Raw genomic sequence first — 15,102 nt, forward strand, 5'->3', positions numbered from 1 at the left:
CTCAAGCAAACTCTCTAACCAGACCTGCCAAAATCCGTAAGCCCAGCTCGGCCTGTCCAGCGTCGGCGTGACTGAAATTCAGACGCAGCTGGCCGCTGGCCTGCACATCCATCGGCAGGAAAGGCTCGCCGGGCATGAAGGCAACGCCGGCTTCGATAGCCTTGGGCAACAGTTTGCGAGTGTCGATTTGACGGTTCAGCGTCAGCCAGAAAAATAAGCCACCGGGCGGCGTTTGCCAAACGGCCAGATCGGAAAAATGCCGGCGTAGCGCGGCTTCAAACGCATCGCGGCGCTGGCGATAATGTCCGGCCAGTTCCACTAGCTGCTGGCTGCGATCTTGATCGTTCAGCTGTTGCAGCACCAACCATTGGCTGATGCGATTGCTGTGTAAATCGGCAGCCTGCTTCAGCCGGGTCAAGAAAGGCACTAATTCCGGCGACGCCACCAGATAACCCAGGCGCAAGCCCGGTGCCAGACTTTTCGAAAACGATCCCTGATAGATCCACGGCGCATGCCGCAACTGAGCACACACCGGCGTGCGCTCGCAGGCGTCGTATACCAGATCGCGGTAAGGGTCGTCCTCAAGCAAAGGAATATTCGCTGCATCGCAGGCAGCGGCCAAAGCGGCACGTTCCGATGCATCCAGGCAGCGGCCGCTGGGATTCTGGAACGTGGGTATCGCATAGGCGAACGCCGGTTTTTCCCGCTGTAAGGTATCGAGATCCGGAGCCCCGGCATCGTAAGCCACAAAACGGGCGCCGAAAAAGCGAAACACCTGCAATGCCGCCAGATAAGTTGGCGCTTCCACGGCTACCGGCGTGCCGGGATCGATGAATAACTTGGCGACCAAATCGATGCCTTGCTGCGACCCTGACAAGATCAACACTTGTTCAGCCGAACATTCGACGCCCAGGCTTTGCATGTCTTCGGCAATCCGCTCGCGCAATTCCGCTTCGCCTTCGCTGGCGCCGTATTGCAGCATGTGCTGCGGCATGGCTTGCAGGTTGAATTGCGGAAAACTTTCCAACGATGGTAAGCCGCCGGCAAAGGAAATCATGCCGGGTCGGTCGACAACAGCCAGGATTTCGCGGATCGGCGACGGATGCAGGTCTTGGGTACGCGTGGAAAAGCGGACAGGGTGTTGCAGTAAAAATGAGTTCATGGCGAGCGCTGATAAATGTCAATAAAGTTGACCTATAGCCATGCTAATAGCTCCCTGCCTATAATGTCAACATGCTTGACCAATTAACTCACATCGATAATCCTTCGCTTGATGCAACACAGACGCCGGACATGCGCGAGGCCGCGTTACGGCTGGCTATCGAACAGTTTTACTTCGGCTATCGCGCCTTTACCGTACAGCCCGACCGCATCCTGGCTCAACGCGGACTGAGCCGAGTCCATCACCGAATCTTGTATTTCGTCGGCCGCAATCCGCGGATTTCCGTGAACGCCTTATTGAACATGCTCAGCGTCAGCAAACAAGCCTTGAACGCGCCGTTGCGGCAGTTAATGGACATGCAGTTGGTCATGATAGACACCGCCACGCACGACAAACGGGTGCGCGAACTCAGCTTAACGCCGGCCGGAGCGGAATTGGAAGCACAACTCACCGGCACGCAAATGCAACAGCTGCAAACGGTATTTGCACAAGTCGGCGCCAACGCCGAAGCCGGCTGGCATCAAGTGATGCGTAGTTTGAGCGGACAAGGTTGACCAGTGGTGCGCGAGAAAATCGACGCCATCTACCAAAGCGAATCTCGCCACGTTCTGGCAACCTTGATCCGACTGCTCGGCGATTTCGATGTGGCCGAGGAAGCCCTGCACGATGCCTTTCGCGCTGCGCTCGAACAATGGCCGCGCGACGGCTTGCCGGCCAATCCGCGCGCCTGGCTGGTGTCGGCCGGCCGCTTCAAGGCCATCGACAGCCTGCGCCGGCAAGCCCGCTTCGACGTGCTGGAAGATGCCGATAACTTGGCCGATCCGGCCAGCGAAACAGACGACACCGATGACGAAGGCCTGGAAGACGACCGCCTGCGGCTGATCTTTACCTGTTGCCATCCGGCATTATCCCCGGATGCCCAAGTCGCATTGACGCTACGCGAAGTTTGCGGCCTGGCGACTGAAGAAATCGCCCGCGCCTTTCTGACGCCGACACCGACGCTCGCCCAGCGCATCGTCCGCGCCAAAACCAAGATTCGCGACGCCCGCATCCCCTATCAGGTGCCGTCGCCATCAGAACTCCCACAACGCCTGGATTCGGTGTTACGGGTAATTTATCTGGTGTTCAACGAAGGCTACTCCGCTTCGTCCGGCGACGCGCTAACCCGGCACGATTTATCGGAAGAAGCGATACGCTTGGGACGTTTGCTGGTCGAGCTACTGCCGGAGCCGGAAGCGCAAGGCTTATTGGCGTTGATGCTGTTACACGAATCGCGCCGCGCCGCCAGAGCCACAGCCGACGGTGAACTGATTTTGTTGGACGACCAAGACCGCAGCTTGTGGGATAGGGAACGCATCGCGGAAGGCTCGGCACTGGTGCAGCGGGCCTTAGTATCGCAGCGTTTTGGCCCTTACGCCGTGCAAGCCGCCATTGCCGCAGTGCACGCCAACGCCAGCCATGCCGCCGCCACGGATTGGCCGCAAATCGTCGCGCTCTATGAAGTCTTATTACGTATTGATGCTTCGCCGGTGATCGAATTAAACCGGGCCGTGGCGATAGCAATGCGGGATGGACCGGCGGCCGGGCTGGCTTTGATCGATGCGATTTTACAGAACGGTGACCTTAGCGATTATCACCTGGCGCACGCGGCCCGAGCGGACTTGTACCGGCGTCTGGGCAGAACCGACGAAGCGATCACAGCTTACGAGCAAGCCCTGGCTTTGACGCGGCAGGAACCGGAACGGCGCTTTTTGGCGCGTAGATTGCGGGAAATCCGCATCCAGTGACAGTATTAGCTAAAAAAGGGCGATTGATTTTAAAGTGATATTTCAATATTTGAGTCGTACTCCATATCCGCTTTTTGACACAAAAAATGAAAAGTTTCGCGCCCCGTCATTCTGATAGAGCAAGTTCGGCCAAAGCCCACCTGACTTAAAAAAATAGGTGCCACCCGCCACGAAATTGCGTCGATTGAAGTCGGGCCACTGTAGCCTCGATGCAGCGTTAGCGGAATCGAGGGCGTCGGCCTGCCGGCCATCAAACCCACATCGGCAATTAAAAGAAGCTGGCCTTCGAAACCTCGATTCCATCGAGGCTACTTGCTAATTGCCCGTGGATCAAACAAGTAGAGCTCAGACAATCTCATTATGAAGAAATAATTACTATTTGTAATTCATGCGTTTAGGTTCAAAGTATTGCCTATAATGAGGCCTGCCAATCTCGCCGCGTTGGCACAGCGGCATCAATACAAAACGAATCGCAGCATTCGGTATCGACAAGTTGGTATAAATGCATTAATAATCGATTAGTTGGAAGAAAAAAAGACTTATGACCACCGCCAACATCAACACGACCATGCTGACCTGGGCGCGCGAACGCTCCGGCATCGCCGTGTCTGAATTTGCCCGGAAGTGCGGTGTCAGCCTAGACAAGCTTGTATGGTAAAGGTTAAGAGAATCGGGGAGACTTTGGTTGTCGGGATGGAGGGACATCGACAAGCATCTGCTAAGACAGACCTCACTGAGAAATCATCCCATCGCGTCTTCCAGAGTCGATGAAGAATCTAGCGGTTAGGCCGCCGATTTGTGCACAAGCTTACTCGGCAGACGCACCACCCCGACTCTCTTATTTTTCAACAGGTGGAGGACGTATGACAAGCGAAATGTTGATCGGTATCGATGTAGCAAAAGATGAACTGGTGATAGATTCAGAGCAGGGTTTGTTGACGCTTGCCAATACGGCAGAGGCCATCAATGCCTGGCTGAAGACGTTACCGACCGGGAGTTATATTGGCCTGGAAGCCACCAGCGATTATCATCAACTCATGGCAGAGCAAGCGGTATTGATGGGCATGGTCGTCTATGTGCTGAACCCACGGGATATGCGCCATTATGCCCTGGGTTTGGGCAGACGGGGCAAGACGGATCGAGTGGGCGCCCAAATGATCCGGCGATTTATCACCGCTGAACGGGGTCATTTACGTCCCTATCAACCTGCTTCGGCGATGCAGCACCAAGTGACTTTACTGCAACGGCGCCGTGCGACGGTCGTCAAGCATCGTCAAGCTCTGCAAAAAGCCTTGCGAAGCGTGAAGGAACTTGAAGCGCCACTCATTGATACCGTGGCCGCCTTGGACGGATTGCTCAAGCATATCGATCAGCAACTGGATGACTTATTAACTTTGCAGCCTGCACTGAAAGCCGAGGCCCGACGTCTTGAGAGCATACCGGGTATTGGCCGGCAAACCTCAACACAGCTGGCTGTCTTGTTTGATCGGGTCCCGTTAAGCCGCAGCGATGCCGTAGTAGCCTTTGTCGGGCTGGATCCCCGAGCCTGTGACTCAGGCCAAAAGCGGGGCCGCCGACGCGTATCCAAACGGGGACCGGGTGAACTGAGACGGCTGTTATACAACTGCGCCCAGGCAGCCGTCAAAACGGCTGTGTGGAAACCCTATTACCAAGAGTTAAGAGCCAGAGAGTTCTCGGCAACTCAGGCGCTAGTGATTATCGCCAGAAAATTATTACGCATCGCATTCTCGCTTTGGCAACAAGCCGATGCCCGATTTGACGCTCAGAAAATTGCTTGCCTCAACAATGCAGCTTGACGAAAACCATAGAATCTCAGCGAATGGGAGTCCGGCCACCGCTCTTTGACCTTTAAGCAGGCTATGACCTACGCCGAAAAGGCACATATCCCATTCGGCTATTTGTTCCTTGCCCAGCCTCCAATCGACGAATTGCCTATTCCCGATTTAAGAACGATCGAAGGCCAAATCAACCGTAGACTCAGCGCGGAATTGCTCGATCTGATTAAGCTGATGCAACAGCGCCAAGAATGGTACAAAGACTATTTACAACAGCATCTTGTCGGTCCAAATCCTATCGTTGGCCGCTTTGCCGTCAAAGATGGGGTAACCGCCATCGTGCGCGACATTCGCACCGCGCTCGGCGTCGGCAATCACCCGCAACGCGGCAGCTGGGAAGATTATTACCGCGATCTGGTCAACCGTATCGAGTCTGTAGGGGTGTTGGTGATGCGCCAAAGCGATGTGGGCCACTACACACGACCATTGCGCGTCGAAGAGTTTCGAGGTTTTGCAATTGCTGACGATTACGCGCCGATCATTTTCGTCAACCATGCCGATGCCTTGGGCGCACGGCTGTTCACCCTGATCCACGAACTCTGCCATATCTGGATCGGCCAGTCTGGCATTTCCGACGCTAGCACCCAAACCCATCGGGCAGAAGAGATTCTTTGTAATGCGGTAGCCGCCGAGTTTTTAGTCCCGGCCACTGAATTTCAGACCATATGGAGGCATGGTCTGGACAACTGGCAGTCCAATTTGCCGACTTTGGAATCGCATTTCCACGTCAGCACGTGGACCTTGGCGCGCCGCGCGCTAGCTTTAAACTACATAACTCAGGACGAATATCAGCGTTATATCAACACCCAGCAAGCAGCTTATCGGGATCGCAACGACAGCAGCGGCCCCGGTTATTACCGTACCAAAAAAGCCCAGATTAGCCAGCGTTTTTCCCGCGCGGTCGTCAGTGAGGCTCTCAGCGGCCAACTTTTACTCCGTGAAGCCAGCCAGTTATTGGGTGGTATCAAACCCGACAAAATCGCCACCTTTGCCAAGGAGTTGGGCGTTTGAAATATCTTCTCGATTCCAATACCTACATTCAAGCCAAGAATTTCTATTACGGCATGGACATCTGTCCGGCTTATTGGGATTGGCTGGATAGGCAAGGAACTTAAAGACGGTCACGACGAACTAGCCGCATGGGCCAAGGCGCGCTCAGAACACTTCATCGACAACGACGACACCGAAACCCAGTCGGTGTTTTCCGAAATTGTTCAAAGTGTCGCAGCCGGCGACTATAACCCCGGCAACCGCAACAACTTCTTAGCAAAAGCCGATCCCTGGCTCATCGCCAAAGCTAAAACCCTTGGGGCAACGGTGGTCACCCACGAAGCCTTGGTTGCACCGAACACCAAGAAAGTCAAAGTTCCCAACATTTGCCTGCAATTCGGTGTGCCTTGCCTGGACACGTTTCAGTTTCTGCGGGCATTGAATGCGCGGTTTGTTTTGGAACACTAAAGCAAAATGCACTGAGTTGTGACAACCGGCAATCGTAGAATAGTTATCCGGCTTACCGAGCTAAATACTGCATTTCTTTGGCCCCGGCCAGGTAATGGCGATGGTATTCCACCAGGCTGGATTCGGAGGCGGTTTTCTCGAGATAACCGTTCAACACCGGCAGTTGCTGCTGGGCAATCTGTTGGGCATTGGGGTGGCGAATCGCGGTCAAAAATGACGACAGGCTGGTCACCACTTGTCCGCCTTTGGGTTTGAGCGACACTTTGGCGAGGTTATCGACCAACTGCGGGGTGTACTTCAACATATAGTCGGCATAGCGGCGAATCTGCGGAATCTGTTCCTCCAATTCCTGGCGTTCCACATCAAAATCTTCGCGAAACACAATTTTCTTATCGGCAAACACCAGCGGTGCCGATTCGGAAGTATCGCAAGCCCAACCGGGTTGCGGTGTTAATAGCTCGGCTTGAAATTGCTCGTCCCGATACGGGTAAAACGGCATGGTTCGGCAACGCGAGGGTTTATCGCCGTGAATCCCGCAAAGATTATCAGGCGCCAGCGCCGGACACGGAAACGTTGGAGGAATATAGGCTGTGGGTACTATCAACACCGCCAGTTCTTTCTTGTTGGTCAGTTTTATCGTGGCCCCCAGCCGCGACACCATCGCAAAGTCTTTACCGCCTTGCCGCACCGGCGTCCAGACCATGGCCAAGGGGAAGCGATCCGCATACTTAAACGCATCGTTTACTGTCAGCGGCAATTGTCCATAACAGCATTTGCCGCAAGCGGTACAGTGAAAACGCTGCGTCATTCCTGCTCTAATTCAGTCGTGGTACCGCAGCATTTTTTGGCCTTCTTGCCCGACCCGCACGGACAAGGATCGTTACGGCCCACTTTGCTGACTACCCGCTGCATGACTTTGGGATTAAGATCGCCGCTGACATACAGCCATTCGCCGTTTTCGCGGCGGAAACTGGCCAACTCGGTTTGCACCAAATCCTGTTTGTCGCGGCGAAATTTTATGGTGAATTCGACTTGCGCGGTATCGCCAGTTTCCGTAGCGTTGCGAATCTCCAGGCTGCGCCACTCGCATTCTTCCGCCATGCGCTCGGCTTCCGCTCGATTGAAATCATCCTTAATTTCCGGGGCATGGGTGCGCTCGATATGGTCCAGCTTGCGTTGCACGAAAGCCGTGTAGCGTGAACGCATCAAGGCTTCGGCGGTGGGCGCCGGCGCACCATCGATGATAAGGCCGCAGCATTCGGCATATTCCAGTTTGGAGCCGCAAGGGCATAGCGTCATCGTTGATCTCCGGTCAGATTGTGAAAAATAGGTCTATCAGCTCATGGTAAGCGACAGCCGGCTTCGGCTCAATGGCAAGGCGCGGGAAACTGTAACTATTCAGCACATCGCACCAACGCCCCTCTCCTTTCTGGAGGGTTGGGGGGCAGGGGATGAAAAATCAATAAACTATTGTTTTATATTCCCTCATCCTAACCTTCTCCTTTATGCCCTGTGGGTACGGAGGGAGAAGGGACTGTTTCCGCTTTTACGACATCCTAGATCAGGAGAAGAGCATGCTTTTAACGATTTGCCGGGTTTTATGCTTCACGGAATAGTTACTCGCTTTTTAGCTAAAAAGTATCCTGGTTGTCGAATTTGCCCAACGCCGAACGACTATTCGGTGCGTACACTATTTTAGCCCGAGGAGTTGACCATGAAATACCTATGCCTGATTTGTGCCGAAACCGTGATGGAGGGGATGTCGGATGACGCGGCAGCGAAACATTTTGATGAATACACCGAATTTACCCAAGCCATTCGCGACAGCGGCCATTACCTGAGCTGCAATCGGCTTTTGCCGGCCAATGCCGCCATCACGCTGCGAGTGCGCGGCGGTAAAGTGAGCGTTACCGACGGCCCGTTCGCGGAAACCAAGGAACAACTCGGCGGCTACTACCTGATCGAAGCCGACGATTTGAACGAAGCCATCCAGGTAGCCGCAAGGATACCCGGAGCGAAGTTGGGTTGCGTGGAAATCCGGCCGGTAGCGGAAGATCCAAAGACTTTAGAAGCGCTGGGACTGGTTAAATGAAATGCGGCCCGGACCTGGCGGACGAAAAAAATTTTACGCGATGTCGATTTAAGTAAAGGCCGTTCGACTAAGGATGCAAGCCATAGTTATCAGTACTCACCCCCAATCGAGGAAAACCCCATGACCGCCAACATTAAACCCATACCCGACGGCTACCACACGCTTACCCCTTATCTGGTAGTGCAAGGCGCCGCGCAGGCACTGGAATTTTATAAAAATGCCTTCGCAGCCAGTGAACTATCCCGCCTGAATACGCCGGATGGCAACGTAGCTCACGCCGAATTCAAGATCGGCGATTCGATATTCATGCTCGCTGACGAAAATCCGCACTGTACCGATCTTTCGCCAGCATTGCTGGGCGGTACGCCGGTCAAACTATTCTTGTACGTCACTGATGTCGATACGGTGTTTGCCGCCGCGATAAAGGTCGGTGCCACATCGACGATGCCGCCCACCAACCAGTTCTGGGGCGACCGGATGGGCGCGGTGAGCGATCCGTTCGGCCATCAATGGATGATTGCCACGCATATCGAAGATGTCGATCCCAGCGAAATGCCCAGTCGTATGGCTGCATTCTTCGCGGCGCAAGCGGCTAGTGCCGAACCGCAATAAGGAGCTGACATGAACACTCAAATTTTCGTCAATCTTCCGGTAAAAAACCTACCTAACTCCATCGCCTTTTTTACCCGACTGGGTTACTCCTTCAATCCGCAATTTACCAACGACGACGCGGCTTGCATGATCGTCAGCGACACTATTTTCGTGATGTTGCTGACCGAGAACTTCTTCCAGTCCTTCACGCCCAAAGCCATTTGCGATGCCACTAAAAGTACGGAAATGTTGTTATGCCTATCGGCGGAAAGCCGGGAAAACGTCGATACCATGGTCAGCACGGCCATCGCTGCCGGCGGCACGCTGTACAAGGAACCGCAAGATCACGGCTTTATGTATGCTCACGGCTTTCAGGATCCGGATGGCCACATCTGGGAATATTGTTACATGGAGCCCGGCGCGGTGTGCCAAGGCTAAAGGAGACCGGCATGAAATATATGTTACTGATTTATCTTGAAGAACACAGCCTGGACGAAGCCGAGCGGCAAGCTTGTTATGTCGAGTCCACCCAACTCGCGCACAAGCTCAAAGCCAACGGCCAATACCTGGCCGCCAGCCCCTTACAGCCCACGACAATGGCGACCAGTGTACGGGTGCGCGACGGCAAGCGCTTCGTCACCGACGGCCCGTTTGCGGAAACCCGCGAACAACTGGGCGGCTACTATCTGGTCGAGGCTCAGGATCTGGACGCCGCCATCGCTATCGCCGAGCAGATTCCGATGGCGCGCAAGGGTACCGTCGAAGTGCGGCCGCTGATCGAGATCCCTAGCCTGCCGTTGTAAAACGCAACCGAAGAGGAGCAAGCAATGAAAATTGAACTGCAGAAAGAACACGAATGGCTACAACAACTGCTTGGCGAATGGACCTATGTGTCCGAATGCGTAACGGAGCCCGGCCAGCCGCCCGAGAAATTCGAAGGCACCGAAAGCGTGCGCAGCTTGGGCGGATTGTGGCTATTGTGCGAGGGTTGCAGCGAAATGCCGGGCGGCGGCACTGCGACTATGTTGATGACATTGGGTTACGACGCTCGGCAGCAGCGCTTTGTAGGCACCTGGATAGGCTCGATGATGACCCATCTCTGGATTTACGACGGCGCGCTGGACGCCAATGGCACTGTGCTAACGCTGAATACCGAAGGTCCGTGTTGCGCTAGCGAAGGCAAGTTGGCCAAGCAGCGCGACGTGATCAGCCTGCAGAGTCCGCAGCAACGCTTATTGACTTCCTATCTACTCGACGACGAAGGCCAATGGCAGCTATTCATGACGGCGCAGTATCGGCGCAAAACATAGTTTCTTAGGTTTATTGCACTATCAAGGAAAACCCGATGATCAAAACCATACTAATTGTCTTGGCCCTAGCAATCGTCTGCATACTTATTTATGCGGCGACCAAACCGGATACTTTCCGCGTACAACGCTCTATCACAATCAAAGCGACCCCGGAAACGATTTTTCCGTTGATCAGCGATTTGCACAACATGCAGACTTGGTCGGCTTGGGAAAAAGTGGACCCTGGCATGAAGCGGACTTACAGCGGCGCTGCCAGCGGGCCGGGCGCGGTCTATGAGTGGGAAGGCAACCAGGAAATCGGCCAGGGGCGTATGGAGATTCTTGACGCGACACCGCCCGCAAAAATAACGATCAGGATGGATTTCATCAAACCGTTTCCGGCGCGAAACACCCTGGAATTTGTTCTACAAGCCGAGGGTGACTCGACGCACGTCACGCAGGCGATCTTCGGCCCAAGCCCTTATATTTCCAAAGTAATGAGCCTGGCGTTCAGCATGGACAAGATGATAGGCGGGAAATTCGCAGAAAGTTTGGCCGAGCTAAAGACCATCGCCGAAAAGTCATCAGCTATTTCAATTCCAGAGGAAAAGCCATGAAGCCAACGGAACAAACAACAGAATCGCGGGAGCTGGTGTTAACGCGCCTGATCGATGCAACACCCGAGAAACTCTTTAGAGCCTGGACCGAACCGGCACTGCTCAAGCAGTGGTTTTGTCCGAAGCCCTGGACCGTGGCCTCAGCCGAACTCGATGTCAGAGCCGGCGGCACCAGTATCATCGTGATGCGTAGCCCGGACGGCCAGGAGTTTCCCAACCAAGGCATCTATCTTGAAGTTGTGCCAAACGAGCGTTTGGTCTTCACCGATGCCTACACCAGCGCCTGGGAACCCTCCGCCAAACCCTTCATGACCGGCATCGTCACGTTTGCGCCTGAAGACGGAAAAACTCGCTACAGCGCTCGCGTGTTGCATTGGAGTGCAGCAGACCGGAAATCCCACGAGGAAATGGGCTTTCACGAAGGCTGGGGCAAGGCCACGGATCAACTGGTCGAGCTGGTAACCAGCCTTTAAGCCGGTCATTACTTTCTATAACTTACCGAGTAATCACCATGCCCAAAATCACCCCATTTTTATGGTTCGACGACCAAGCCGAACAGGCGATGAATTTTTACCTGTCGATCTTTAAAGACTCCAAAGTCTTGAGTGTCAACCGCTACGGCGACGCCGGACCGGGACCGAAGGGCAGCGTGATGACCGCCAGTTTCGAGTTGGACGGTCAAGTTTTCACCGCGCTCAACGGCGGACCGGTCTACCAGTTCTCGCCGGCCATTTCCTTTGTTATACACTGCGAAACCCAAGCGGAAGTGGACCACTATTGGCAGAAACTTTCAGAAGGCGGGAAAGAACATCAATGTGCCTGGCTGGACGATAAATTTGGCGTGACCTGGCAAATCGTGCCGAATATCCTGATCGAATTTTTGAGCGATCCCGATCCGGTAAAAGCCGGACGGGTGATGCAGGCCATGCTGAAAATGACAAAAATAGAAATAGACACTTTAAAACGAGCCTACGAGCAATCCTGAATGAAACATCTATTCGCCATCCTCATACTGCTATTTGCCGGTCAAGCTCATGCTATTGAATGGCTGGACAGTCCTGAGCTCGGCAAATTGTTTAGAGACGCCGGTGTGCAAGGCACTTTCGTACTCTACGACGTCGATGCCGAACGCCTGATAGTCCATGACCGGCTCCGCGCGGAAACCCGCTTCATCCCAGCCTCCACGTTCAAGATAGTCAATAGCTTGATCGGCTTGTCGGTAGGTGCGATTGGCAGCGTGGACGAGCCGTTGCCATACGGCGGCCAGCCGCAAATGATCAAAGACTGGGAACGGGATATGGGCTTGCGCGAGGCAATCAAACTGTCCAATGTACCGATTTATCAGGCCCTGGCCCGGCGCATTGGTCCTACCCGCATGCGCGAAGGGGTCATCAGCCTCGGTTACGGTAACGCCGAGATCGGCGCTAAGGTCGATAGGTTTTGGCTGGACGGTCCGCTAAAAATCAGCGCGGTGGAACAGACGGCATTTTTGGCCCTCCTGGCGCGGGATCAATTACCGCTCTCAGGTGATGTTCAGGCCAAAGTCCGGGAAATTGTCATGCTTGAGCAGAGCGGCGAACGGACTTTATACGGCAAAACCGGCTGGTTAAACGCCCCGAATGCCGGTATCGGCTGGTGGGTGGGCTGGGTCAAGAACGGCAGCCATCTATACAGTTTTGCATTGAATATCGACATTACCCAGGCTGCCGATGCGCCCAAGCGCGTGGAGTTGGGCAAGGCCTGTCTTAAGGCCTTGGGGATATTCTAAGCTCAACTTATTATCAGACTCTCAAAGCCAAAGCCGCCTTAGCCAATCGCTCGCCCAGCACCCAACACAAACGTTTTTCATGCTCGGTTAATTCGGAGTCGGTGTCGGCCACATGGCTAGGCCCGTAAGGCGTGCCGCCACTGACTGTTTCACGCAGCGCAATCTCGTTGCACGGCAAACTCATCAACAACATGCCGTGATGCATCAAGGGCAGCATCATCGATAACAAGGTGGTTTCCTGACCGCCGTGCATGCTGCCGGTGGAAGTAAATACGCCGGCCGGCTTGCCGGACAAAGCGCCGGAAAACCACAGCGCGGTCGTACCATCGAGAAAATGCTTTAACGAAGCCGCCATGTTTCCAAAATGAGTCGGGCTGCCCAGCGCCAAGCCGTCACAGGTTTCCAGGTCTTGCAAAGTTGCATAAGGCGCGCCAGCATCGGGAATACTGTCGGCGATTTTCTCGCACACCGCCGATACTTCCGGCACCGTGCGCAACACCGCTTCCGCTCCGGCCACTGATTCCACGCCCCGGCTAATCTGTTGGGCCATGCGCGCGGTGGCGCCGTCGCGGCTGTAATACAGGATCAGGATTTTCGCCATCAGAGTATTGCCAACACGTTTTCCGGTGGCCGACCGATGACGGCTTTACCATCTTTTAACACAATAGGCCGTTCGATCAATTTGGGGATTCTGATCATTGCTTCGATCAAGTCCGCATCGCTCAGGGATTTATCGTCCAGACCGTTTTCCTTATATTCCGGCTCTTTGGTGCGCATCAACTCGCGCGGCTTGATGTTGAGCTTGCTGAGGATGTCCTGCAACTCGGCGGCGGTAGGCGGAGATTTAAGATATTCGACAACTTCCGGCGTCACGCCCTGCGCTTCCAGTAGTTTCAAGGTGTCGCGGGATTTGCCGCAACGCGGGTTATGGTAAATTTTGACGCTCATGGTTTGCACCTTAATCATGACGGGTTGCGGCTATAATAGCACCCTTCGAATCACGGATAAGCTCCCAAAGCCATGCAATTACCCAACTATTCAACCGCCCGCGTGCTAGTGGTCGGCGACCTGATGCTTGACAGATACTGGCATGGCGCGACCTCACGGATTTCCCCGGAAGCACCGGTGCCGGTGGTGCACGTCAAACAAGACGAACAACGCGCCGGCGGTGCCGGTAACGTGGCTTTGAACATCGCCGCACTGGGGGCAAAAGTATCTTTGCTGGGTTTTACTGGCGAAGACGAGGCCGCGACCGCCCTGAAGCAATTACTGCAACAAGCCAAAGTTTTGTGTCTGTTTCAGGCGGTGCCGGGTCATCCGACGATTACCAAATTGCGGGTGATGAGCCGCCATCAACAATTGATCCGGCTGGATTTTGAAGACGGCTTTCAGCAAGTCGATAGCGACGCGCTACTACACCTGTATCATGCCGAGATGATGCAATCGCAAGTGATCGTGTTGTCCGATTACGGCAAGGGTACTTTGAGCCAAGTCCAGCAATTCATCCGCCTCGCCAAACAATTGAACAAACCTGTATTGGTCGATCCGAAAGGCAACGATTTTTCGATTTATCAACAAGCCACGCTGATCACGCCTAACCTCAGCGAGTTTGAAGCGGTGGTGGGCCGTTGTGCCGATCAAGAGCAAATCGTCGAGCGCGGCATGAATTTGCTAAGCGAACTGGAGCTTCAAGCTTTGCTAATCACCCGCGGTGAACACGGCATGACCTTGCTCAGCAAAGATGCCGAACCCTTACACCTACCCACTCACGCCCGCGAGGTTTTCGATGTCACCGGCGCCGGCGACACGGTGATTTCAGTGCTGGCCGCCAGCCTGGCGGCGAAAAAATCGCTGGCTGAAGCCACACAACTGGCCAACATCGGCGCCGGCATCGTGGTCGGCAAAATGGGTACAGCCACCGTCAATACCGACGAACTGGCCACCGCGCTGCAAGGCCCCCGCGCCCATCGAAAGGGTGTATGCACCTTGCCGGAATTGCTGGCCGAGCGCGCCGCCGCACAGCAAAACGGCGAGAAGATCGTCGCCACCAATGGCTGTTTCGACATCCTGCATCCCGGCCACGTCCGCTACCTGCAACAAGCGAAAACCCTGGGCGACCGGCTGGTGGTGTTGGTCAACAGCGACGCCTCAGTGCGACGCCTGAAAGGCCCGGAGCGCCCGGTCAACAAACTGGATCATCGCATGGAAATGCTGGCCGCGCTGGAATGCGTGGATTGGGTGGTGGAATTCGAGCAAGACACCCCCAAGGAAGTCATCGACCAATTACTACCCGACATCCTGGTCAAAGGCGGCGACTACACCGATATCACCAGCATCGCCGGGCATGAAAGCGTGCTGGCCAACGGCGGAGAGGTGAAGATTTTGTCGTTTATCGAAGGGCATTCGACGACTTCGATTATTCAGACCATTAGAGATAAAATTGGCAACTAGAACATGCTGCACATACAATGTATGTATAAGA

General features: G+C 54.6%; 20 protein-coding genes. 15 read left to right on the forward strand and 5 right to left on the reverse strand.

What is annotated here, in order from left to right; all coding sequences use genetic code 11:
• Position 1 precedes the first annotated feature (1 nt).
• Positions 2 to 1,162, reverse strand: a complete 1,161-nt coding sequence (locus tag ACR64Q_RS20540; RefSeq protein WP_313732945.1) for an aminotransferase-like domain-containing protein — start codon at positions 1,160 to 1,162, stop codon at positions 2 to 4.
• Between the two features lie 71 nt (positions 1,163 to 1,233).
• On the opposite strand from ACR64Q_RS20540, the gene ACR64Q_RS20545 reads away from it, so the two are divergent.
• From ACR64Q_RS20545 to ACR64Q_RS20565, 5 genes are all read left to right on the forward strand, one after another.
• Positions 1,234 to 1,716, forward strand: coding sequence for a MarR family winged helix-turn-helix transcriptional regulator (locus ACR64Q_RS20545; RefSeq protein WP_313732946.1), 483 nt, complete (start codon positions 1,234 to 1,236; stop codon positions 1,714 to 1,716).
• A gap of 6 nt (positions 1,717 to 1,722) precedes the next feature.
• On the forward strand, positions 1,723 to 2,949 hold the full coding sequence (locus tag ACR64Q_RS20550) for an RNA polymerase sigma factor (protein WP_313732947.1): 1,227 nt from the start codon (positions 1,723 to 1,725) through the stop codon (positions 2,947 to 2,949).
• Between the two features lie 863 nt (positions 2,950 to 3,812).
• Positions 3,813 to 4,766: an IS110 family RNA-guided transposase gene (locus ACR64Q_RS20555; RefSeq protein WP_313732948.1), complete on the forward strand. Its 954-nt coding sequence runs from the start codon at positions 3,813 to 3,815 to the stop codon at positions 4,764 to 4,766.
• 63 nt (positions 4,767 to 4,829) lie between these two features.
• Entirely contained in the window at positions 4,830 to 5,816 is a 987-nt protein-coding gene (locus tag ACR64Q_RS20560; RefSeq protein ID WP_313732949.1) for an ImmA/IrrE family metallo-endopeptidase, read from the forward strand.
• A gap of 45 nt (positions 5,817 to 5,861) precedes the next feature.
• Complete coding sequence (locus ACR64Q_RS20565; RefSeq protein ID WP_409521198.1) at positions 5,862 to 6,263, forward strand: DUF4411 family protein; 402 nt, start codon at positions 5,862 to 5,864, stop codon at positions 6,261 to 6,263.
• 52 nt (positions 6,264 to 6,315) lie between these two features.
• On the opposite strand, the gene ACR64Q_RS20570 is transcribed toward ACR64Q_RS20565, so the two are convergent.
• Positions 6,316 to 7,071 (reverse strand): YkgJ family cysteine cluster protein, encoded by a 756-nt coding sequence (locus tag ACR64Q_RS20570; protein ID WP_313732950.1) that lies wholly within the window; start codon positions 7,069 to 7,071, stop codon positions 6,316 to 6,318.
• Positions 7,068 to 7,562 (reverse strand): YchJ family protein, encoded by a 495-nt coding sequence (locus ACR64Q_RS20575; RefSeq protein WP_313732951.1) that lies wholly within the window; start codon positions 7,560 to 7,562, stop codon positions 7,068 to 7,070. Before ACR64Q_RS20575 ends, ACR64Q_RS20570 begins: the two co-directional genes overlap by 4 nt.
• Before the next feature lie 415 nt (positions 7,563 to 7,977).
• Here ACR64Q_RS20575 and ACR64Q_RS20580 point away from each other — a divergent pair, with 415 nt between their 5' ends.
• From ACR64Q_RS20580 to blaOXA, 9 genes are all read left to right on the forward strand, one after another.
• A complete protein-coding gene (locus tag ACR64Q_RS20580; protein WP_026602724.1) occupies positions 7,978 to 8,355 on the forward strand; it encodes a YciI family protein in 378 nt (125 codons plus the stop codon).
• 120 nt (positions 8,356 to 8,475) lie between these two features.
• Entirely contained in the window at positions 8,476 to 8,967 is a 492-nt protein-coding gene (locus ACR64Q_RS20585; RefSeq protein WP_313732952.1) for a VOC family protein, read from the forward strand.
• 9 nt (positions 8,968 to 8,976) lie between these two features.
• Positions 8,977 to 9,384: a VOC family protein gene (locus tag ACR64Q_RS20590; RefSeq protein ID WP_313732953.1), complete on the forward strand. Its 408-nt coding sequence runs from the start codon at positions 8,977 to 8,979 to the stop codon at positions 9,382 to 9,384.
• Between the two features lie 11 nt (positions 9,385 to 9,395).
• The gene (locus ACR64Q_RS20595) at positions 9,396 to 9,749 is read left to right on the forward strand and encodes a YciI family protein (protein WP_313732954.1); all 354 of its coding nucleotides are present in this window, start codon (positions 9,396 to 9,398) and stop codon (positions 9,747 to 9,749) included.
• A gap of 24 nt (positions 9,750 to 9,773) precedes the next feature.
• A complete protein-coding gene (locus tag ACR64Q_RS20600; protein WP_313732955.1) occupies positions 9,774 to 10,256 on the forward strand; it encodes a DUF1579 domain-containing protein in 483 nt (160 codons plus the stop codon).
• Between the two features lie 35 nt (positions 10,257 to 10,291).
• The gene (locus ACR64Q_RS20605; RefSeq protein ID WP_313732956.1) at positions 10,292 to 10,852 is read left to right on the forward strand and encodes an SRPBCC family protein; all 561 of its coding nucleotides are present in this window, start codon (positions 10,292 to 10,294) and stop codon (positions 10,850 to 10,852) included.
• On the forward strand, positions 10,849 to 11,325 hold the full coding sequence (locus ACR64Q_RS20610) for an SRPBCC family protein (RefSeq protein ID WP_313732957.1): 477 nt from the start codon (positions 10,849 to 10,851) through the stop codon (positions 11,323 to 11,325). The genes ACR64Q_RS20605 and ACR64Q_RS20610 overlap by 4 nt, the downstream gene beginning before the upstream one ends.
• 38 nt (positions 11,326 to 11,363) lie before the next feature.
• Positions 11,364 to 11,837 carry a VOC family protein gene (locus ACR64Q_RS20615; protein ID WP_313732958.1) on the forward strand — a complete coding sequence of 158 codons (474 nt, stop codon included), beginning with the start codon at positions 11,364 to 11,366 and terminating at the stop codon, positions 11,835 to 11,837.
• Positions 11,838 to 12,620, forward strand: a complete 783-nt coding sequence (blaOXA, locus tag ACR64Q_RS20620) for a class D beta-lactamase (protein WP_313732959.1) — start codon at positions 11,838 to 11,840, stop codon at positions 12,618 to 12,620. It abuts the gene before it with no gap.
• Positions 12,621 to 12,633: 13 nt separating this feature from the next.
• Here the strand turns inward: blaOXA and wrbA are convergent, their stop codons facing one another.
• Both wrbA and arsC read right to left on the reverse strand, forming a co-directional pair.
• A complete protein-coding gene (wrbA, locus tag ACR64Q_RS20625) occupies positions 12,634 to 13,221 on the reverse strand; it encodes an NAD(P)H:quinone oxidoreductase (RefSeq protein WP_313732960.1) in 588 nt (195 codons plus the stop codon).
• Positions 13,221 to 13,568: an arsenate reductase (glutaredoxin) gene (gene arsC / locus ACR64Q_RS20630; protein ID WP_026147081.1), complete on the reverse strand. Its 348-nt coding sequence runs from the start codon at positions 13,566 to 13,568 to the stop codon at positions 13,221 to 13,223. The genes wrbA and arsC overlap by 1 nt, the downstream gene beginning before the upstream one ends.
• A 72-nt stretch (positions 13,569 to 13,640) precedes the next feature.
• Here arsC and hldE point away from each other — a divergent pair, with 72 nt between their 5' ends.
• Entirely contained in the window at positions 13,641 to 15,071 is a 1,431-nt protein-coding gene (gene hldE / locus ACR64Q_RS20635) for a bifunctional D-glycero-beta-D-manno-heptose-7-phosphate kinase/D-glycero-beta-D-manno-heptose 1-phosphate adenylyltransferase HldE (protein WP_313732961.1), read from the forward strand.
• Positions 15,072 to 15,102 lie beyond the last annotated feature (31 nt).

The organism is Methylomonas sp. 2F7 (assembly GCF_057126975.1).